Annotated in this window: 25 protein-coding genes; 23 read left to right on the top strand and 2 right to left on the bottom strand. The window is 74.3% G+C overall.

Annotated features, from left to right (window positions below):
• Window positions 1-96 precede the first annotated feature (96 nt).
• The 22 genes from IE170_RS18865 to IE170_RS18760 all read left to right on the top strand — a co-directional run bounded on the left by IE170_RS18865 (window position 97) and on the right by IE170_RS18760 (window position 16,365).
• Complete coding sequence (locus IE170_RS18865) at window positions 97-1,056, top strand: carbohydrate ABC transporter permease (protein ID WP_189810580.1); 960 nt, start codon at window positions 97-99, stop codon at window positions 1,054-1,056.
• Window positions 1,053-1,973, top strand: coding sequence for a carbohydrate ABC transporter permease (locus tag IE170_RS18860; protein WP_189810579.1), 921 nt, complete (start codon window positions 1,053-1,055; stop codon window positions 1,971-1,973). The genes IE170_RS18865 and IE170_RS18860 overlap by 4 nt, the downstream gene beginning before the upstream one ends.
• Window positions 1,974-2,032: 59 nt before the next feature.
• The gene (locus IE170_RS18855; RefSeq protein WP_189810578.1) at window positions 2,033-3,457 is read left to right on the top strand and encodes a GH1 family beta-glucosidase; all 1,425 of its coding nucleotides are present in this window, start codon (window positions 2,033-2,035) and stop codon (window positions 3,455-3,457) included.
• A 145-nt stretch (window positions 3,458-3,602) separates the two neighbouring features.
• Complete coding sequence (gvpO, locus tag IE170_RS18850; protein ID WP_189810577.1) at window positions 3,603-3,914, top strand: gas vesicle protein GvpO; 312 nt, start codon at window positions 3,603-3,605, stop codon at window positions 3,912-3,914.
• A gap of 45 nt (window positions 3,915-3,959) precedes the next feature.
• Window positions 3,960-4,409 carry a gas vesicle structural protein GvpA gene (locus IE170_RS18845; protein WP_189810576.1) on the top strand — a complete coding sequence of 150 codons (450 nt, stop codon included), beginning with the start codon at window positions 3,960-3,962 and terminating at the stop codon, window positions 4,407-4,409.
• Window positions 4,406-5,125 (top strand): GvpL/GvpF family gas vesicle protein, encoded by a 720-nt coding sequence (locus IE170_RS18840; RefSeq protein WP_189810575.1) that lies wholly within the window; start codon window positions 4,406-4,408, stop codon window positions 5,123-5,125. The genes IE170_RS18845 and IE170_RS18840 overlap by 4 nt, the downstream gene beginning before the upstream one ends.
• A gap of 2 nt (window positions 5,126-5,127) precedes the next feature.
• Window positions 5,128-5,364: a gas vesicle protein GvpG gene (locus IE170_RS18835; RefSeq protein WP_189810574.1), complete on the top strand. Its 237-nt coding sequence runs from the start codon at window positions 5,128-5,130 to the stop codon at window positions 5,362-5,364.
• On the top strand, window positions 5,361-5,768 hold the full coding sequence (locus IE170_RS18830) for a hypothetical protein (RefSeq protein WP_189810573.1): 408 nt from the start codon (window positions 5,361-5,363) through the stop codon (window positions 5,766-5,768). Before IE170_RS18835 ends, IE170_RS18830 begins: the two co-directional genes overlap by 4 nt.
• Window positions 5,761-6,480, top strand: coding sequence for an SRPBCC family protein (locus tag IE170_RS18825; protein WP_189810572.1), 720 nt, complete (start codon window positions 5,761-5,763; stop codon window positions 6,478-6,480). The genes IE170_RS18830 and IE170_RS18825 overlap by 8 nt, the downstream gene beginning before the upstream one ends.
• Window positions 6,477-6,797 (top strand): gas vesicle protein, encoded by a 321-nt coding sequence (locus IE170_RS18820; protein WP_189810571.1) that lies wholly within the window; start codon window positions 6,477-6,479, stop codon window positions 6,795-6,797. The genes IE170_RS18825 and IE170_RS18820 overlap by 4 nt, the downstream gene beginning before the upstream one ends.
• A complete protein-coding gene (locus tag IE170_RS18815) occupies window positions 6,794-7,615 on the top strand; it encodes a GvpL/GvpF family gas vesicle protein (protein ID WP_229884956.1) in 822 nt (273 codons plus the stop codon). The genes IE170_RS18820 and IE170_RS18815 overlap by 4 nt, the downstream gene beginning before the upstream one ends.
• Complete coding sequence (locus IE170_RS18810) at window positions 7,612-7,800, top strand: gas vesicle protein (protein WP_189810570.1); 189 nt, start codon at window positions 7,612-7,614, stop codon at window positions 7,798-7,800. The genes IE170_RS18815 and IE170_RS18810 overlap by 4 nt, the downstream gene beginning before the upstream one ends.
• Window positions 7,797-8,069 carry a gas vesicle protein K gene (locus IE170_RS18805; RefSeq protein WP_189810569.1) on the top strand — a complete coding sequence of 91 codons (273 nt, stop codon included), beginning with the start codon at window positions 7,797-7,799 and terminating at the stop codon, window positions 8,067-8,069. Before IE170_RS18810 ends, IE170_RS18805 begins: the two co-directional genes overlap by 4 nt.
• Before the next feature lie 50 nt (window positions 8,070-8,119).
• Complete coding sequence (locus IE170_RS18800) at window positions 8,120-8,488, top strand: hypothetical protein (protein ID WP_189810568.1); 369 nt, start codon at window positions 8,120-8,122, stop codon at window positions 8,486-8,488.
• A gap of 121 nt (window positions 8,489-8,609) precedes the next feature.
• Entirely contained in the window at window positions 8,610-9,218 is a 609-nt protein-coding gene (locus IE170_RS18795; RefSeq protein WP_189810567.1) for a GNAT family N-acetyltransferase, read from the top strand.
• A gap of 9 nt (window positions 9,219-9,227) precedes the next feature.
• Window positions 9,228-9,437: a helix-turn-helix domain-containing protein gene (locus IE170_RS18790; RefSeq protein WP_030315760.1), complete on the top strand. Its 210-nt coding sequence runs from the start codon at window positions 9,228-9,230 to the stop codon at window positions 9,435-9,437.
• Window positions 9,437-9,991: a Clp protease N-terminal domain-containing protein gene (locus IE170_RS18785; RefSeq protein ID WP_189810566.1), complete on the top strand. Its 555-nt coding sequence runs from the start codon at window positions 9,437-9,439 to the stop codon at window positions 9,989-9,991. The genes IE170_RS18790 and IE170_RS18785 overlap by 1 nt, the downstream gene beginning before the upstream one ends.
• A gap of 242 nt (window positions 9,992-10,233) precedes the next feature.
• Window positions 10,234-11,424 (top strand): cytochrome P450 family protein, encoded by a 1,191-nt coding sequence (locus tag IE170_RS18780; protein WP_189810565.1) that lies wholly within the window; start codon window positions 10,234-10,236, stop codon window positions 11,422-11,424.
• Between the two features lie 165 nt (window positions 11,425-11,589).
• Complete coding sequence (locus tag IE170_RS18775) at window positions 11,590-12,366, top strand: SDR family NAD(P)-dependent oxidoreductase (protein WP_189810564.1); 777 nt, start codon at window positions 11,590-11,592, stop codon at window positions 12,364-12,366.
• Between the two features lie 182 nt (window positions 12,367-12,548).
• Window positions 12,549-13,646 carry a DUF8094 domain-containing protein gene (locus tag IE170_RS18770; RefSeq protein ID WP_189810563.1) on the top strand — a complete coding sequence of 366 codons (1,098 nt, stop codon included), beginning with the start codon at window positions 12,549-12,551 and terminating at the stop codon, window positions 13,644-13,646.
• Between the two features lie 125 nt (window positions 13,647-13,771).
• Window positions 13,772-15,280: an MFS transporter gene (locus tag IE170_RS18765; RefSeq protein ID WP_189810562.1), complete on the top strand. Its 1,509-nt coding sequence runs from the start codon at window positions 13,772-13,774 to the stop codon at window positions 15,278-15,280.
• A 158-nt stretch (window positions 15,281-15,438) separates the two neighbouring features.
• A complete protein-coding gene (locus tag IE170_RS18760) occupies window positions 15,439-16,365 on the top strand; it encodes a collagen-like protein (RefSeq protein WP_189810561.1) in 927 nt (308 codons plus the stop codon).
• A 97-nt stretch (window positions 16,366-16,462) separates the two neighbouring features.
• On the opposite strand, the gene IE170_RS18755 is transcribed toward IE170_RS18760, so the two are convergent.
• Both IE170_RS18755 and ppk2 read right to left on the bottom strand, forming a co-directional pair.
• The gene (locus IE170_RS18755; RefSeq protein WP_189810560.1) at window positions 16,463-17,116 is read right to left on the bottom strand and encodes a carbonic anhydrase; all 654 of its coding nucleotides are present in this window, start codon (window positions 17,114-17,116) and stop codon (window positions 16,463-16,465) included.
• A gap of 62 nt (window positions 17,117-17,178) precedes the next feature.
• Window positions 17,179-18,210 (bottom strand): polyphosphate kinase 2, encoded by a 1,032-nt coding sequence (gene ppk2, locus IE170_RS18750; protein ID WP_189810559.1) that lies wholly within the window; start codon window positions 18,208-18,210, stop codon window positions 17,179-17,181.
• Window positions 18,211-18,423: 213 nt separating this feature from the next.
• Here ppk2 and IE170_RS18745 point away from each other — a divergent pair, with 213 nt between their 5' ends.
• On the top strand, window positions 18,424-19,617 hold the full coding sequence (locus tag IE170_RS18745) for an aromatic acid exporter family protein (protein ID WP_373299016.1): 1,194 nt from the start codon (window positions 18,424-18,426) through the stop codon (window positions 19,615-19,617).
• The last annotated feature ends 42 nt before the right edge of the window (window positions 19,618-19,659 follow it).

The following is a 19,659-nucleotide window of genomic DNA, read 5'->3' as shown; positions in this document are numbered from 1 at the left end:
CCGGCCCCGCGCCGCCTCCGGCCCGCTCCGCCCGTCCCTCCTTACCCGGCCGCCCAGCCCGCACCACCCGCCCCGACTCCCCCGAAGGGCCGCATCGTGACCCTGACCGCACCCGCCCGGACCGCGCCCCCGCCGGCGCTGCCCGGCCGCGCCCCCGGCGCCCGCCGCGCCTGGCGCAGGGCGTCCCCGTACGCCTACATCGCCCCCTTCTTCACGCTGTTCGCCGCGTTCGGGCTCTTCCCGCTGCTCTACACCGCGTACGTGTCCCTGTACCGGGTGGAGCTCCAGACCCCCGGCGACATGCAGTGGCGCGGCCTCGGCAACTACACCGCGCTGTTCGCCGACGAGTTCTTCTGGACCTCGCTGCGGAACACCTTCACCATCGGCGTCCTCTCGACCGTCCCGCAGCTGGCGATGGCGCTCGGCCTCGCGCACCTGCTGAACCACCGGCTGCGCGGGCGCACCTTCTTCCGCACGGCGATGCTGCTGCCGTACGCGACGTCGGTGGCCGCCGCCACGCTCGTCTTCTCCCAGCTGTACGGCCGCGACTTCGGGCTGGTCAACTACGTGCTCGGGCTCGTCGGCACCGACCCGGTGGACTGGCAGTCCGGCACCTTCGCCTCCCAGGCAGCCGTCTCCACCATCGTCATCTGGCGCTGGACCGGCTACAACGCCCTCATCTACCTGGCGGGCATGCAGTCCATCCCGCACGAGCTGTACGAGGCCGCGGAGATGGACGGCGCCTCCCGCTGGCGGCAGTTCTTCCACGTCACCCTTCCGGGGCTGCGGCCGACCATCGTCTTCACGGCCGTCGTCTCCACGATCGGGGCGACGCAGCTCTTCGGGGAGCCGCTGCTGTTCGAGGGGTCCCTCTCCGGCGGGATCTCCCACCAGTACCAGACCCTCGGCCTGTACATGTACGAGCAGGGCTGGGGCTTCTTCCACCTGGGGCGGGCTGCCGCCGTCGCCTGGGTGATGTTCCTGCTGATCGTGCTGCTCGTCGGCGCCAACGCGCTGATCGCGCGCCGCCGCACCCGCAAGGAGGCCGGCCGATGACCGCGCTCGCCGAACCGCCCGTCGGCCACCGGCCCCCCGACCGGCCCGCCCGGGGCGGATCCCGCGGCGCAGCCCGCCGCGCCCGCTCGGGGGCCGGGCGGACCATGCAGGGCGGGAGGCTCACCCATGCGGTGCTGGTGCTCGCCGTGCTCGTCTCGGCGTTCCCGCTGTACTGGACGGTCGTCGCCGCCAGCCGCTCCAACGCCGACCTGGCCCGCGTCCCTCCGTCCCTGCTGCCCGGGCCGCACCTGATGCGGAACTTCGAGGCGGTCGTACGGGAGGCGGACATCGGGCGGGCGCTCGTCAACTCGTTCATCGTCTCGGGGTCGATCACCGTCGGCACGGTCCTGTGCTCCACGCTCGCCGGGTTCGCGTTCGCCAAACTGCGCTTCCGCGGCCGCGGCGCGCTGCTCGCCGTCACCGTCGGCACGATGATGATCCCGCCGCAGCTGGGCGTCATCCCGCTGTTCATCCTGATCGCCGAACTCCAGTGGGTGAACCAGCTGCAGGCCGTGATCCTGCCGGGCCTGGTCTCCGCGTTCGGCGTGTTCTTCATGCGGCAGTACCTCGCCCAGTCCCTGCCGGACGAGCTGATCGAGGCGGCCCGCGTCGACGGCGCCTCCTCCGCGCGGATCTTCTGGTCGATCGTCGTGCCCGTCGCCCGGCCCGGCATGGCCGTGCTCGGCCTGCTGACCTTCATGGCCGCCTGGAACGACTTCTTCTGGCCCGTCGTCGCCCTCTCCTCCTCCGAGCCGACCGTGCAGGTGGCGCTGCGGCAGCTCGGCGGAGGCTACGTCAACGACCAGTCCGTCATCATGGCCGGCACCCTGCTCGGCACCCTGCCCGTGCTGCTCGTCTTCGGGCTGCTCGGCCGGCAGATCGTCGGCGGCATCATGCAGGGCGCCGTCAAGGGCTGAGCCGCCGGGCCGGCCATCCCCGCACACCCCCACTTCTCACCTCCGGGAGACGCAACGCCATGACCGCGCTCGACGCCCGCCCCCGCACCGGGACGATGCTCCGCTTCCCCGAAGCCTTCCGCTGGGGCACCGCCACCGCCGCCTACCAGATCGAGGGCGCCGCGGGCGAGGACGGCCGCTCCCCGTCCATCTGGGACACCTTCAGCCGGACCCCCGGCAAGGTCCGCAACGGCGACACCGGCGACACCGCCGCCGACCACTACCACCGCGTGGACGAGGACGTCGCCCTCATGCGGAGCCTCGGCGTCACCGACTACCGCTTCTCCCTCGCCTGGCCTCGCGTCCAGCCGACCGGCCGCGGGCCCGCCGCCCGCAAGGGGCTGGACTTCTACCGGCGCCTCACCGACCGGCTGCGCGAGGCGGGCATCCGGCCCGTCGCCACCCTCTACCACTGGGACCTCCCGCAGGAGCTGGAGGACGCGGGCGGCTGGCCCGAGCGGGAGACCGCGTACCGCTTCGCCGACTACGCGGCCCTCGCGGCGGATGCGCTCGGCGACCGCGTCGCCACCTGGACCACCCTGAACGAGCCCTGGTGCTCGGCCTTCCTCGGCTACGGCAGCGGGGTCCACGCCCCGGGCCGCACCGGCGAGGCCGACGCGCTGCGCGCCGCCCACCACCTGAACCTGGCGCACGGCCTCGGCGTCCGGGCGCTGCGCGCCGCACTGCCCGCCGGGGCGGAGGTGTCGCTGACCCTCAACCTGCACGCGGTGCGCCCCCACACCGACACCCCGCAGGACCGGGACGCGGTGCGCCGGATCGACGCCGTCGGCAACCGGATCTTCCTGGACCCCGTCTTCCGGGGGAGCCTCCCGGACGACCTCGTCCGCGACACCGCCGACGTCACGGACTGGTCCTTCGTGAAGGACGGCGACTGCGCCGCGGCCGCCGAGCCGATCGACTCGCTGGGCCTCAACTACTACTCCCCCGCCGCGGTCGCGGCCCGCACCACCGCTGACGACGATGCCGCCCCGTCGGGTTCGCCGTCGCCGTGGGCCGGTGCGGAGCGGCACGTCCGCTTCGTCCCCCTCACCGGGCCGCGCACGGCCATGGACTGGCCGGTCGACGCCGCCGGCCTGTACGAGCTGCTGCTGCGGCTGCGCGACGAACTCCCCCACGTCCCGCTGCTGATCACGGAGAACGGTGCGGCGTACGAGGACTACGCCGATCCCTCGGGCGAGGTGAAGGACCCGGAGCGGGTGGCCTACCTGCGCGCGCACCTGGAGGCCGTGCACCGGGCGATCGGGGCGGGCGCCGACGTCCGCGGCTACTTCCTGTGGTCCCTCCTGGACAACTTCGAGTGGGCGTACGGATACAGCAAGCGGTTCGGCATCGTCCACGTCGACTTCCCCACCCAGCGGCGGACGCCCAAGAGCAGCGCCCGCTGGTACGCGGACGTCATCGCCCGGGGCGCCCTGACCGACTGACGGCCTGACGGGGCGCACGGGAAGGGGTGGGCGGAGGGGTTTCCTCCGCCCACCCCTTCCGTCGTGCTCCGCTCCGCGCGTCCCCGGCTGCGTGCGACGGAGTTTGAGGGTGTGTCGGGCGGCCATACGCGGCAGGGAGGAAGTCATGGCCGAGAGAACCGACAACCGCACATCCGACAACGCGGCGGACGGCAAGCCGCTCTCCGCGGCCCGCGTGATCCGCGCGGCCGCCGACCAGCTGGCCGACCTCCTCGGCCTTCAGGCCGAGGCCGTCAGCTCGTGCACCCGTACCGAAGACGGCTCCTGGCGCCTGTCGGTCGAGGTCCTGGAACTCGCCCGGATCCCCGACACGATGAGCCTGCTGGCCTCGTACGACGTCGAGGTCGACGCGAACGGAGACCTGACGGGGTACCGGCGCACCCGCCGCTACGAGCGGGGGCGCGCGGACCGCACCTGAGCGGTCCGTCCGCCGCCCGCTCCCACACGAGAGGGAACCGGAACAATGACAGTCGTCCCCGCACAACCCATGCCGGCCGCCTCCGGAGGCGGCGGCTCCAGCGGCCTGTACGACGTCCTGGAGCTGGTCCTGGACCGGGGCCTCGTGATCGACGCGTTCGTCCGCGTCTCCCTGGTCGGCATCGAGATCCTGAAGATCGACGTCCGTGTAGTCGTCGCCAGCGTCGACACCTACCTGAGGTTCGCCGAGGCGTGCAACCGCCTCGACCTGGAATCCGGGCCGCGCAAGAACCCCGGCCTGCCCGACCTGGTCGGCGAGATGACCGAGTCCGGGGCGCGCGGCAAGGCGAAGGGGGCCCTCAGCGGGGCCGCCCGGACCATCTCCGACGCGTTCGAGCAGGCCCGTTCGGAGGCGGAGGAGAAGAAGACGAGCAGCCGGTCCGGCCGCAGGTCCGGCAGCAGCCGCAGCAGCAGCAGCGGGGAGGAGAAGGAATGAGCACCTACGTGTACGCGATCACCCGTGCCTCCCAGGAGCTCCCCGACAGCCTGGAGGGCATCGGCGAGCCGGCGCTTCCCGTCCGCACCGTGCGCAGCGGCCGCCTCCTCGCCCTGGTCAGCGATGCCCCCGCCGAGCTGCGGCCCAAGCGGCGCGACCTGCTGGCGCACCAGCGGGTGATCATCCGGGCCGGGGCGGGCGGGCCGGTCCTGCCGCTCCGGTTCGGCGGGGTCTCCCCGGACGACGAGACGGTCGCCGCGGTGCTGGAGGAGCACGAGGGCAGCTACCTGGAGCGGCTGGAGACGCTGGAGGGGAAGGACGAGTTCAACGTGAAGGCCTCGCACGAGGAGGAGGCCGTCCTGTACAAGGTGCTGTCCGAGGACGCCGCCCTGCGGGCCCGGCACGAGGCGAACCGGGCGGCCGGCGGCGGCACGCACGACGACCGCCTGGCCTTCGGCGAGCAGGTGGCGCGGGCCGTCGCCGAGCAGGAGCGTGCCGATGCCCAGCTGATCGAGGCCGCTCTGACACCGTGTGCGGCGGGCCTGCGCCGGGGGCCCGAGAGCGACGGCTGGCTGGCCAATCTGTCCTTCCTCGTGGAGCGGGACCGGCAGGAGGAGTTCCGCGCCGCGGTCCGGGCGCTGCACGAGGAGCACGCCCACCTGCGGGTGCAGCTGACGGGCCCGCTGCCTTCGTACAGCTTCGCGGAAGCGGGTTGACGATGGGACTGCTGAGCGAGGTGCTGCTGCTGCCCGCGGCCCCCGTGCGGGGCACAGTGTGGGTGCTGCGGCAGGTGGCGGCGGAGGCGGAGCGGCAGTACCACGACCCGGCCGTCGTGCAGCGTGAGCTCGCTCGGCTCGTCGCCGCGTACGAGCGGGGCGAGATCGGCGACGCCGAGTTCGACCGCCGGGAGGACGAACTCCTGGCCCGACTGGAGGACGGTGCGCGAACGCGATGAACGACCGCGTGGCGATGGGGCTGGCCCTGGGCGGCGGCTACGTGCTGGGCCGCACCAGGAAGGCGAAGTGGGCGCTCGGGGCCGCCGCCCTGCTGGCGGGGCGGCGGCTGGCCCCCGACGCGGCGGCGCTGGCCGGCTTCGTGCGCGACAGCCTCGGCGGCAGGCCGGGGCTGGAGGAGATCCGCGCCCGGATCGCCGAGGATCTGCGCGGCGTCGGCTCCGCGGCGGTGGCGGTGCTGGTGGAGCGGCAGCTGGGGGCGGTCGCCGACCGGCTGCACGACCGTACGGAAGAGGTACGGGACCGGCTGGCCGCCCTCACCGGCGGCGACGACGGTGGCGGCAGTGAAGACGGGGACGATCCGGACGGCGACGGCGGGGCGGACGGGGGCGGCGACGATGGCTGAGCCCTTGGCGGTCCGGCTCGCCGCCGCCCCCGGGGCCGACCGGGTGAAGGAGGAGCTGGCGGCGTACGCGGCGGCGCGGGCCGAGTGGGCGCTCGCGGCGGCCGGGCGGGCGCTCGGCCGGCTCTCGGCCCTCGCGGCCGCCCTCGCGGACGGCGACAGCCCCGCGCTGCACGCCCTGGCGCTGGACTGGGCCCGCCGCATCACGGAGGGGCGGGACCCGCGCCGGGCGGCCGTCGAGGTGGGCGCCGCCCGGCTGCTGACGTGCGCCGCCGGGCGGTCGGGGCGCGGCGGCCCGGCCCGCGACGGGCCCCGGGCGGGCGGGCGGCCGCTGCGGGTGGCGGCGTCGGTGGACGTCGGGGTGGGCGTCGACGAGGCGTACGAGTGGTGGGCGCGGCGTCCTGACTTCGCCGGCGAAGCGGGACGCCGGGGCGACACCGCGGTGCACGTGGTGGACCGGGCGCCGGGGGTGCGCCTGGCCTGGGCGACCGCCGGTCCCGGTGGAACGTCCCGCAGCCTGGTGACGTTCCACCGGCTCGGGGACGGCCTCACCCGCGTGCTGCTCGTCTCCGAGCAGCACCCGCGCGGCCCCGTCGAGCGGACGGCACGCCTGTGGGGCGCACAGGAGCGGCGCGCCCGCCGGACGCTGGCCGCGTACGCCTGCACGCTCGCCCTCCGGGGCGGGGCCGACCGCGGGGAAGGGGCCGGCTCATGACGTTCCCCTCCGGGATGCCCCGGCCCTATGAGGACGGCGGTGGCGCCAACCTGGCCGACATCCTCGAACGCGTCCTCGACAAGGGCGTCGTCATCGCCGGCGACATCCGCATCAACCTCCTCGACATCGAGCTCCTCACGATCAAGCTGCGGCTGGTCGTCGCCTCGGTGGAGCGGGCGAAGGAGATGGGGATCGACTGGTGGGAGCAGGATCCGGCGCTGTCCTCGCGCGCCCGGCGCAGCGAACTGGGCCAGGAGAACGAGGAGTTGCGGCGGCGGATCGCCGAACTGGAGGACCGGCGGGAGGAGCGGCCGTGACCGAGGACCGTCCCCTGGACGGGGACACCCTGTTCTACGTGTACACCGTGATCGAGGCGTCCGCGACGGACGCGCTGCCGGACATGCCGCCGCCGCTCGGGGGCGGCGGGCTGCGGCTCGTGTCCGCGGGTCGGCACGCCGCCGTCGTCGAGGCGGTCGACGCCCTGCACTTCGAGGAGGAGCCGCTGCGCGGCCACCTGGAGGACCTGGAGTGGCTCTCCGCCGTGGCCCGGGCGCACCACGGGGTGGTGGCCGCCGTGGGCGGTGCCACGACGACGGTGCCGATGCGGCTGGCGACCGTGTGCCGCGGCGAGGAGGGCGTACGGCGGCTGCTGGCGGGGGCGGACGAGCGGATCGCCGAGGCGCTGGTGCGGCTGGCGGGCGCCCAGGAGTGGGGCGTCAAGCTGTACGCCGGGCAGCCGCCGGAACCGCCGGGCGGCGGCACGGTGGGCGGCGGGCCCGCGGCGGGGGCGGGCGGCGGGCGGGACTACCTTCGGCGGCGGCTGAAGGACCGCGACGTGCGGGAGGCCTCCCGCACGCGGGCCGCCCGCACCGCGCGCGACCTGCACCGGGAACTGTCCCGGCACGCCGCGGCGGCGGTCCTGCACCCGCCGCAGGACCGCCGGCTGTCGAGGGCGGAGGGCCTGCACGTGCTGAACGCCGCCTACCTCGTGCCGGCCGCGGGCCGCGAGGCGTTCCTGGACGCCGTACCCCCGCCGGATGCCCTGGACGCCGGCCTGCGGCTGGAGGTGACGGGCCCCTGGGTGCCGTACTCCTTCACGGCCGGCGCCGACGAGGAGGCGGGAGCGGCCCTGTGACCGGCGACGACGGCGGCATCGCCCTGGTGGACCTGCTGGACCGGCTGCTCGCCGGCGGGGTCGTCCTGGCCGGCGACCTGACGCTGCGCATCGCCGACGTCGACCTCGTACGCATCGATCTGAAGGCGCTCGTCAGCTCCGTGGACGACGCCGTCCCCTCACCCTGGAAGCAGGTGGAGCCGTGAGCCGGCAGCAGCGGGTCGAACTCGACCCGGACACCGTCGAGCGCGACCTCGCGCGCCTGGTGCTGACCGTCATCGAGCTGCTGCGGCAGCTGATGGAGCGCCAGGCGCTCAGGCGCGTGGAGGTCGGAGACCTCAGCGAGGAGCAGGAGGAGCGGCTGGGGCTGACGCTGATGCTGCTGGAGGACCGGATGGCGCTGCTGCGCCGCCGCTTCGGCCTGACGGCGGAGGACCTCAACCTGGACCTGGGCCCGCTGGGCACCCTTCTCTAGCCGAAGGAGGAACCACGTTTGAGGAACGCGAAGTCGGCCAGACGCACACCATGACTGCATCTCGGAAACCCACCACCAAGTCCGCTTCCGACAACGCCGGTTCGAACGGCGGCACGACGCGTGGGCGCACCGCGAGCGCCGCGGCGAAGGCCGGTGACGAACTGAAGGAGCACAGCGTCGGCACGCTGACCGCCCTCCCTTCCCAGATCGCGGAGAAGACCACCACCGCCGCCCAGGTCCTCCGCTCCACCGCCGGCCGGGCCGGCCTGCTGTGGACGCTGGTCCGGGCGCGCAAGGCGGCGGCCGCGGGAACGGCGAGCGGGACGTTCGCGCTCGTCGCCGTCTCGTACGCGGCGGGCCGCCGCGCGGGCCTCCGCCGCCGCGGCCCGCTGTCCCGCCTGACCGGCGGCCGCCTCTGACCGCCCGACACCACCACACCACCGGGGCGGGGGCCCGAAGCCCCCGCCCCCGCCCGTGTCCGCGACCGTTCCGCTCCGGCACCGCCCCGGTCCCGGCGGCGGTCCGGGCACAATCGCCGGCATGAAGCCCCTTCCCACGCTTTCAGCCCCGCAGATCCTGACCGGCCGCCTCAGGTTGCGGAGGGCGCACGACGCCGACACCGGCGGCCTCGTCGAGCTCCGGACCGATCCGGAGGTCCGCGCCCACCTCGGGGGCCCGCAGCCGCGCGCCGCCGTCGAGGGGTACTTCGCCGCGTACGGGGTCGGCGCCTTCGCCGACAAGCCCGGCGCCTACGTCATCGCCGACAGGTCGACCGACCGGTGTCTGGGCGTGCTCGTGCTCGACCGCCGCTCGGCCGAGCTCCCCGGCCACGTCGACCGGGCCGGAGGGGAGCTGGAGCTGTCCTACGTGCTGCGCCGCACCGACTGGGGTGCGGGGGTCGCCTTCGAGGCGGCCTCGGCCGCTTTGCGCGCCGCCGCCGAGGAGCTGCCCGACCAGCCGGTCCTCGTCGTGACCCAGGCGGCCAACGCGCGGGCGGTCTCGCCGGCCGTGCGTCTGGGGTTCCGCGCTGCGGCCTCCTTCGAGGCGTACGGCGCGGAGCAGCTGCTCGCCGTGGCCGACCTCCACGCGTTCGAGGCACCGCCCCCCTTACGTCAACCACGGTTGACAGGGCGCAGCTTGTCAACGTAAATTGACAACATGACCGATGCGACCGATCTCGCCGCCCGTGCGGGCGACCGCGACCCGAGGGTGGGACTGCGGGCCGTGTCCGCACTGCGGCGGCTGCTGGAGCAATTGGAAGCCGTCCAGGTACGCAGTGCGCGCAACCAGGGGTGGTCGTGGCAGGAGATCGCGACCGAACTGGGCGTCAGCCGGCAGGCCGTCCACAAGAAGTACGGGAGGCAGTGATGTTCGAGCGATTCACGCAGGCCGCACGCGCCGTGGTGAAGGGGGCGTTCGAGTACGCCGAGCGGACCGGCGCCACCACCGTGACCGAGGAGCACCTGCTGCTGGCGCTCCTCGACCGGGAGGACACCCGGGCCGCGGCGGCGCTGCGCGAGCTGTGCCCGCCGGAGCGCCGGCCCGCGGTGGCCGCCGCCCTGGCCGACGCCCGGCGGCGGGCCGGGCTGTCCCGGGCCGACACGGAGGCCCTGGAGGGACTCGGCATCGACGTCGGCGCGATCGTGGCCCGGGTGGAGGAGGCGCACGGGCGGGGTGCACTGGCCAGGAACCGGAAGGGCATCGGCCGGCGGTCCGGCCGCACGGCCTTCTCCCGGGAGGCGAAGAAGGTGCTGGAGAAGTCCCTCCGCGTGGCACTCGCCCGCAAGGACCGGGAGATCGGCGACGAGCACATCCTCCTGGCCCTCACCACGACCGGCGGCGTCGTCGCGGAGGTCCTGGCGGACCACGGGGTGACGTACACGTCGGCCGACGCCGCCCTCTCCGCCGCTGTCGCACCCTGACCTTCCGGGACCCAAGCCGCTCCTCGAAACCGCTCAGCTCCCCGAGGCGTTGTTCGCCCCGCTGATGGCGGCCGCCGTACACGACCCGGATCCCGGCTTCTGCCTCCGGTTCGTCGAGCCGGCGGTCTACGCGTACGGGCGCGGCGCAATCCGCGATCCGGCGCTCGATGACACAGGGGATGCCGAGGCGGCATGGAGGGAAGCCCGCCGACAGCTCCCCCTGCACAACCTAGGCTGATCCCATGGATCTTCAGGCCGAACTGCTCGAACGCCCCTACTCCGCGTACGAGATGCTGCGGGACGCCGCACCCGTCTGCCGGATCACCGGTACCGACGGCATGCCGGCCTGGCTCGTCACCCGGTACGACGACGTGCGCGCCGCCCTCGCCGACCCCCGGCTGTCGTTGGACAAGGCCCGCGCCAACGAGGGGAGCTACCGCGGGCTGTCGCTGCCGCCCGCCCTCGACGCCAACCTGCTCAACATGGATCCGCCCGACCACACCCGCATCCGAAGGCTCGTGAGCCGTGCCTTCACCCCGCGCCGCACCGAGCAGTTGCGCGCGCCGATCCGCGCGACCGCGGACCGCCTCCTCGACGCCCTCGGCGCGGCCGGTACGGCCGACTTCGTCGCCGCGTACGCCGCACCGCTGCCCGTGATCGTCATCTGCGACCTGCTCGGCATCCCCGAGGACCGCCGCCTCGACTTCCGCGCCTGGACCGACACCCTGATCGCCCCCGATCCCAGCCGGCCCCGCGCCGCGAAGGAGGCGGTCGGCTCGATGCTCGGCTTCCTCACCGAGCTGATCGGCCACAAGCGGAGCCGCCCTGCCGACGACCTCCTCTCCGACCTGATCGCCGTACGCGACTCCGACGGCGACCGGCTCGGCGAGGACGAGCTGATGTCCCTCGCCTTCCTCATCCTCTTCGCCGGCTACGAGAACACCGTCCAGCTCATCGGCAACGCCGTCCACGCCCTCCTGGAACACCCGGCGCAGCTGGAGCTGCTCCGCAAGGACCCGGCGCGGATCCCCGCAGCCGTCGAGGAGTTCGCGCGGTACGAGGGGCCCGCGCTGCTCGCGATCCGCCGCTTCCCGACCGAGGACGTCACCATCGCCGGGGTCACCGTCCCGGCCGGGGAGACCGTCCTGCTGTCCCTCTCCGCGGCCAACCGCGACCCGGCCCGCTTCTCCCGCCCCGACGTCCTCGACGTCGACCGCGACACCGCCGGGCACCTCGCCCTGGGCCACGGCATCCACTACTGCCTCGGCGCTCCCCTGGCCCGGGCGGAGACGGAGATCGCGCTCGCGGCCCTCCTGGAGCGCTTCCCCGTCCTCGAAGCCGCGGGAACGCCGCGCCGGCGCCCGTCCCTGCGCGCCCGCGGACTGGCCGAACTGCCCGTCCGGTACGCCGCCGCGGCGGCCGGTCCCGCCTGAGGGCGGGGCGCGGCCAGTCCGCCACGTGGGCAGCCGGGCCGGCGCGCCGCTCGGCATCGCCTCCGCCGGAGCCTCCGGCCCGTGCGGGCCGCCAGTGGCAGTCGGGACAGGGGCGGCAGGTGTGCCGGTTGCGGCCGCTCCCCCGCCGGCTGCGACCATGGGGCCATGCCCCACGCCCTCGTCACCGGCGCCACCTCCGGGATCGGCGCGGCCTTCGCCGAGCAGCTGGCCGCCGCCGGGTACGACCTGACGCTGGTCGCCCGCGACCCGGACCGGCTGGCCCGCACGGCCGACGCCCTGCGCCGGGACCACGCGGTCCGCGTCGCCGTCCTCGCCGCGGACCTCGCCTCGGACGAGGGCTTGGCGCGCGTCGCGGAACGGGCGGCGGCGGAGCCGCTCGACCTGCTGGTGAACAACGCCGGGTTCGCGCACCCGGCCGGCTTCCTGCGGGTGCCGGCGGCCGACGAGGTGCGGATGCTGCGCGTGCACTGCGAGGCGGTGCTGCGGCTGACCCACGCCGCCCTGCCCGGCATGAACGCCCGCGGCCGCGGCGGCATCGTCAACGTCTCGTCCCTGTGGGCGTTCTTCCCGCGCAGCACGTACGGGGCGTCCAAGGCCTGGATCAACGCCTTCAGCCGGAGCCTCGCCGACGCGCGGATCGCCCGTCCGGGCGTGCGGGTCATGGCGCTCTGCCCGGGCTACGTCCGCACCGCGCTCCACGAGCGCTCCGGCCGCGACACCTCCTCGATCCCCCGCGTGATGTGGACGGGTGCGGACGCGGTCGTACGGACGGCGCTGCGCGACCTGGAGCGGGGCCGGACCGTGTGCGTGCCCGGCGCCCCCGACAAGGCCCTGGTGGTCCTCGGCCGTCTCACCGGACCGCGCTTCGCGGGCCGCATCCTCCAGCGCCTCGGCTCCCGCCCGAGCCGCCCCGGCCCGTAGCCGGGGCCGTGTACGGCGCTTTCCACCGCGGCGGCATACAGGAACCGGACAGTCCGGGCGGCCCGGTGCGGCCCGCGCACCGCGGGTTACCTTGCCCGCATGATCGTCGGCGCGGTGCCGGTGACAGCGAGGGGTGGGGGCGTTCGGAAATGGTCGGTCAGGTGTTCGGCGGCGCTGGACGGGTGCGGGTAGGACTGGTGGGCGGCGTCGCGGCCGGCGCCGCCCTGTTGTCGGGGTGTGTGCCGTCGGGGACGGACGGGAAGGCGGGCGGGCCCGCGTCTTCGCCGTCCGCCGCTCCTCCCGCCCCGGCCCTGGTGATCGGCAAGGAGCAGGCCGAGAAGGTGTTCAACACCTTCGCCTGGGAGCAGTCGCAGTTCGTCAAGCCCGGAGGGCAGCAGGGCATCGCCTCGGTCGCGACCGATCCGCTGCTCGCGGAGTACCGGGCGCGGGCCGGGGTGCCCTCCGACCGCGGCACCGCCCCGACGCCGCAGACCGGTCCGCAGTACCTGATCCCGGCGGAACGCGACTGGCCCTCGCACCCCCGGTGGTTCGCCGTCGTCTCCCGGAACCACAGCCAGAGGGTGGAGCGGGCCGCGATGACGACCTACTTCACACAAGCCGAGCCGGGCGGCCAGTGGAAGGCGGCCGCGATGACGTGGATGCACGACAAGCCGGCCCCGCAGCTCGGGGAGGGCGAGTTCGAGGACCGCGGGTACGAGCGGTTCGGCTTCGCGGTGCGGGACGAGGAGGTCGCCGAGGTCACCCGGGACGCCGCCGGCGCCGCCGCGGCGGTGCCGGGCGCGGAGGAGGACCGGCGCGTGTGCGGACGCTACGCGGACCACCTCTCCTTCACCGCCCCGAACGGCGACCCGGACAGCGAGCACTTCGCGCCCGGCAAGCTCACCTCCGACGTGGTACGCGACTACAACCACCCGGAGGACGAGCTGGGCGGCGTACGGCGCAGCTACGGGCTGGAGGTGACCGGCCCCGCCCTGCCGGTGCTGCGGCTGGCGAACGGCAAGTCGCTGGTGACCTGCTCGTTCGTCCGGACCGACCACTGGCAGGGCAAGTCCGGCGGGGGTACGTCATGGAGGTTCAAGTTCGGGAAGGACGACCCGCGCAACGCGCTCCTCGGCGGCGGCTCCGCGTACTGGCGGAAGGCGACGGTACGGCACAGCATGACGGTCACCTTCGAGGTGCCGCCGCAGGGGAAGGCCGACGTGGTGGGGTGCAACTGCCTCAAGCCGGCCCTGCTCTCCGCCGAGGGCACGGCCTCCTAGGACGCCGGCCCGGCACGGACCGCTCCCATGGGCGGCCGGCGCCCGTGGGGGCCGTTTCGGGGTGGGGAAGCGGGGCATGCGGCGAGGTCGTGACGGGGTGTCACGGCTCGGCGGACGGAGGACCCATGGCAGGATCCGCGCAGCGGCAGTACAGGACGATCACCACCCGGGTGCCGGCGCGCCTCGACCGGCTCCCCTGGTCCCGCTGGCACTGGATGATCGTGATCGGCCTCGGGACGGTGTGGATCCTCGACGGCTTGGAGGTGACGGTCGTCGGCGCGATCGCCGGCCGCCTCTCCGAGGAGGGCAGCGGGCTGCCCGTCACCGACGCCCAGGTCACCGGTCTGGCGGCCGCGCTCTACGTGGCCGGCGCCTGCGCCGGCGCCCTCTTCTTCGGCCGGCTCACCGACCTGTTCGGACGCAAGAAGCTCTTCCTCATCACCCTGGCGGTGTACCTCGGTGCCACTGCGATGACGGCGCTGTCGTTCTCGTCCTGGTGGTTCTTCCTCTTCCGCTTCCTGACCGGCTTCGGCATCGGCGGCGAGTACGCCGCCATCAACTCGGCCGTGGACGAGCTCATCCCGAGCAAGTACCGCGGCCGCGTGGACCTCGTCATCAACGGCAGCTTCTGGCTCGGCGCGGTCGCCGGCTCGCTCCTGTCGGTCGTCGTCCTGGACACGTCGCTGTTCGCCCTGGACGTCGGCTGGCGGCTCGCCTTCGCCCTCGGGGTGGTCCTGGGCTTCGCCGTGCTCCTCGTCCGGCGGCACGTCCCGGAGAGCCCCCGCTGGATGCTGATCCACGGTCGGGCGGAGGAGGCCGAGCGCCTCGTGGACGACGTCGAGGCGCAGGTCGCGGCCGAGCACGGGGGCCGGCCCCTCCCGGAGCCCGGGCGGGCGATGACGGTGCGGCAGCGGCGCAGCACCGGCTTCGGGGAGATCGCGGGCACCCTCGTGCGCACGTACCCCAAGCGGGCGGTGCTCGGCTTCTCTCTGTTCGTCGGGCAGGCCTTCCTGTACAACGCGATCACGTTCGGCTTCGGCACCATCCTCGTGCGGTTCTTCGACGTGCCGAGCGGCTCCACCGGCTACTACTTCGCCGTCATCGCGCTCGGCAACTTCCTCGGGCCGCTGCTGCTCGCCCGCTCCTTCGACACGGTCGGGCGCCGTCCCATGATCGCCGGGACGTACGTCGTCTCCGGGCTGCTCCTCTTCGCCACGGCATGGCTCTTCGGAACGGGCCGGCTGTCGGCGGTGACGCTGACGGCGTGCTGGTGCGTGGTGCTCTTCTTCGCCTCGGCAGGCGCCAGTTCGGCGTACCTGACGGTCAGCGAGATCTTTCCGATGGAGACGCGGGCCATGGCCATCGCGTTCTTCTACGCGGTCGGCACGGCGGCCGGCGGCATCGCCGGGCCGCTCGTCTTCGCCGACCTCACGTCCAGCGGCGTCCCCGGCGAGACGGCGCTCGCCTTCTGCGTCGGCGCCGCGCTGATGACGGCCGCCGGCCTGGTCGCGGCCTTCTTCGCCGTACCCGCGGAGGGCCGCTCCCTGGAGGACATCGCCACCCCGCTGTCCGTGACGGCGCCGTCCCCCGAAGACGCGCCGACGCCGGCCGCCCCGGCGTCCCGCGAGCGCTGAGCCCCTGTAGGCCGATCCGATGAGATGACCGCGACTTGCCGCCGCGTCGGCTCCCGGTTCACCGAAAGCGGGAGAAGCTCCAACTGGTTCCGGCCGGATCCCACGACTGTTCGTACGAGGCACACCCGTACGGAGACGTACGGAAGAGGAGCAGAGCTATGCGTTCTGTACAGCGGGCGACCAGGCGCACCTGGGGCATGCGGGCCTTCGCCCTCCCGGCCGCCGTCGTGTTGGCGGGGCTGGCCTCGCCGGCCGTGGCGACGGGGCCGGTCCCGGGGGCCGGCGAGACGGACCGCGGCGGAGGAGCGGTCGCCGCGCCGGTCCCCGGACCCGAGGCCGCCAAGCCGGCGGCCGGGGCCGCGGACCGGGACGACAAGGACGAGGACGACAAGGACGACGGCAAGGAGAGCAAGAAGACCAGCAAGAAGCCCAAGACGACCAAGGGCGAGAAGGGCGACCGCGGCCCCAAGGGCGAGCGCGGGGAGAAGGGCGAGCGCGGCGAGCCCGGACCCAAGGGCCCGAAGGGCGACAAGGGCGAGAGGGGCGAACGGGGCGAGAAGGGGCCGAAGGGCGACCGCGGCCACGACGGGCCGTGCGTCGAGATCGACACCGTCTCCTACACCCCGGACGGCGAGTTCAGCGTCGCCCTCAACCACGACCGGGCCTTCGTCGGCTACCGCAGCAGCCTGTACGCGCCGTACGTGTGGCGGGACCTCTCGACCCGCGACAACCCGGGCTTCCCGCGGAACGCCTGCGCGGCGTCGATCTCGCTCGGCGTACCGGCGGTCGGCCCGCAGGTGTACGTGAAGGTGATCACTCGGGGCGGCGACGTGTACGAGACGAGCTGCACGTACACCCTGCCCGTCGCCCTGGACACGCTGGTCTGCCCCTACGGTTGGACGGCCCTGGCGACGCCGCGCCCGACGCCCTCCCCGACGCTGCCCGTGCCGCCGCCGGCGGGTGCCGGCGCCGAGGGCGCGGGTGCGGCGCCCGCACCGCAGCCGCTGCCGAAGCCCGCGCCGCAGCCGGCCGGCAAGCCCGCCCCGGAGGGCCCGGTACGCCTGCTGCCCGCACCGGGCGTCTGATCCCGGCGGTGCGCGCCGCCCCGCACCCGAAGCCGCCGCGTGCCGCCCCGCAAGGGCGGGTACGCGGCGGCTTGGCGGGTGCTGCGGGGCGGCGGGGTCAGTCGGCCTGTTCCGAGGCGGCGGAGGCGGAGAGGTCGCGTCCCCAGGTGGTGACCAGGCGGGCGCTGCCGTCGGCGAGCCGGTAGGACATGCCGACGACCGCGGTGCGGCCGGCGGCGACCCGCTCGGCCAGGGCGCGGGAGCGCTCCATCAGGAGGCTGACCGTGTGGCGGATGTGCTCGTCGACGATGTCGTCGCCGGACGTGAGGCCCGCGGCGCGGGCGGCCAGGACGCTGGGCGTCACGCGCTCGATGACGTCGCGGACGAATCCGGTCGCCGTCACGCCGTCTTCGAGCGCGGAGCGGGTGGCGGCGACGGCGCCGCAGGAGTCGTGGCCGAGGACCACGACGAGCGGGGCTTCGAGGACACTGACCCCGTACTCGATGCTGCCCAGCACCTCCGTGCCGGCCACGTGTCCGGCGGTGCGGACCACGAACAGGTCGCCCAGGCCCTGGTCGAAGATGATCTCGGCCGCGAGTCGCGAGTCGGAGCAGCCGAACACGACGGCGAACGGGCGCTGGCCGGGGGCCGTCTCGGCGCGGCGCGCGGCGTCCTGGTTGGGGTGCTGCGGCGTGCCGGCCACGAACCGCTCGTTTCCGGCGAGCATGGTCTGCAGGGCCGTGGAGGGCGTGAGGGTGTTGGCGTCGGTCATGCGAGCAGCCTACGGCCCCCTTGCGCGCGCCGTGGCGGCGGGTGGGCGATCTCTTCCGCGCGTCAGGCCCGGGGCCCGTCCTCCGGCCGACGGGGGTGCTGGCCGGGGCCGGTGGGCGGTCCGCTGAGCGGGGTGGGCGACAGGTCCGCCGGCTCCTCGCCCGCCTCCAGGAGGGTGTCGGCGGAGCCGACGATCAGCGGGTCGGGGTGGCCGACCGCCTTCTCGTCCTTGCTGGCGTAGTCGATGCGCCAAAGCAGGCTGCGGATCGCCTCCAGCCGGGCGCGCCGTTTGTCGTTGCTCTTCACGACGGTCCAGGGCGCGTGCTCGGTGTCGGTGGCGCGGAACATGGCGACCTTGGCGTCGGTGTAGGCGTCCCACAGGTCCAGGGAGGCGAGGTCGGTCGGCGAGAGCTTCCACTGGCGCACCGGGTCGACCTGGCGGATCGCGAAGCGGGTGCGCTGCTCGGAGCGGGAGACCGAGAACCAGAACTTGACCAGCAGGATGCCGTCCTCGACCAGCATGGCCTCGAAGGCGGGGCACTGGTGCAGGAAGCGCTCGTACTGCTCGTCGGTGCAGAAGCCCATGACGCGTTCCACGCCCGCGCGGTTGTACCAGGAGCGGTCGAAGAAGACGATCTCCCCGCGGTCGGGCAGGTGGGCGGTGTAGCGCTGAAAGTACCACTGGCCGGCTTCGCGCTCGGTCGGCTTGTCGAGGGCGACGATGCGGGCGCCGCGGGGGTTGAGCCGTTCGGTGAAGCGCTGGATGGTGCCGCCCTTGCCGGCGGCGTCGCGGCCCTCGCAGATCACGACGACCCGGGCGCCGGTGTCCTTGACCCAGCGCTGGAGCTTCAGCAGCTCGATCTGCAGGATGCGCTTGGCGCGCTCGTACTCGACCCTGCGGATCTTGCGGGTGTACGGGTAGTTCTCCCGCCAGGTCCGGATGGGCTGCCCGTCGGCGTCCAGCAGCACCGGCTGCTCGGGCCGGCTGGCGTCGATGCTGAGCCCTTCGAGGAGCGCGTCCTCCAGTCCCGGCGCGGGCTGTCCCCCGTCGTGCCGCCGGCCGTCCTCTTCCCGCTCCTGCCCCTGCGCGTCCATGGCGGACGTATACCCCGGGCCGGGCGGCACTATCGCCGACCTGCGGTGTCGTACGCGGATGCCGACCGCGCGGCGTTGCGCCCACGGGGACGGCCGCCCCGGCCGCGGCTGCGGCTCGGCGGCCGGGGCCCGCAGGCGGCCAAGGAGGTAGAAAACCCGGCTGCCGGTGTCATCCGGCAGGCCGGCCGGGGAATGGGCGCAGGTATGCCCCAGATGATCAGCACCCTCTCCCGCTTCGCCCGCCGGCACCGCGAACCGGTCGCGGTGCAGGCCCTGCGCTCCACCGCCGCCGCCGTCATCAGCTACGTGATCGCGCTGCGGCTGAGCAGTGAGCCGGCCCCGCTGACCGCCCCGCTGACCGCCCTGCTCGTCGTCCAGGTCACCCTCTACTCGACGCTGACCACCGGCATCCGCCGGGTGAACTCGGTGGTCGCCGGGGTGCTGATCGCGATCGGATTCAGCGTTCTGGTGGGGCTGACCTGGTGGAGCCTGGGCCTGGTCATCCTGGCGTCGCTGCTGGTGGGCCATCTGGTGCGGGTGGACGAGTTCGTGCCGGAGGTGGCGATCAGCGCCATGCTGGTGCTCGGCGTCACCCAGGTGGCGGACACCGCCTGGGACCGGGTGCTGGAGACCCTCATCGGGGCGGCCGTCGGACTGCTGATCAACCTGCTCGTCGCGCCCCCGGTGTGGGTCGGCCCGGCGAGCAGCGCGATCACCGACCTCGCGGCCCGGATGAGCCGGCTGCTCGGCCACCTCGGCGAGGACTGGCCGTCCGGTCCCGCGAAGGTGGAGGAGGCCGCGGCCCGCCTCCACGAGGCGCGGCGCCTCGACAACGACATCGCGCTGGTGGACGCGGCCCTGCGGCAGGCCGAGGACAGCCTGCGGATGAACCCGCGGGTCAAGGAGGGCCTGCTGTTCCGGCTGGTGCTGCGGACCGGCCTGGACACCCTGGAGATCTGCGCGGTGGTCCTGCGGGTGGCCTGCCGGACGCTGACCGACCTGGCGAAGGCGCGCCCCGACAGCCCGCTGTTCACCGCCGAGGTGAAGGCGGCGCTGCGGGAGCTGCTGGACCACACGGCGCGGGCGGTCGAGAGTTTCGCCCAGCTGATCACCGCGCAGGTCAGCGCCAACGCGGAGAAGGCGGAGGAGCGGCTGGCCGGGGAGCTGCTGGTGGCCCGGGCGAGCCGCGACCGGCTCGCGGACCTGATGTTGGAGAAGGTGCAGGAGGACCCGGCCGAGTGGCAGCTGCAGGGTGCGCTCCTCGCCGAACTGGACCGGGTGCTGGACGAACTGGGCGTCGACAAGCGCTCGCAGCGCCTGCTGGAGGAGCTCGACCGGCACACCCGCACGCGGCGCGCCGGCCGCTTCGCCCGGCGCGGACGGGACGGCGCGGAGCGGCGCGCGTGATCCGGGCGGCGGCCCAACTGGTGTGCGGGGCCCCGCGGTCGG

It is taken from the genome of Streptomyces toxytricini, assembly GCF_014649915.1.
Lineage (GTDB): Bacteria > Actinomycetota > Actinomycetes > Streptomycetales > Streptomycetaceae > Streptomyces > Streptomyces toxytricini.
The sequence above is the reverse complement of the archived record's forward strand: the minus strand, read 5'-3'. Positions and strand labels throughout refer to the sequence as shown.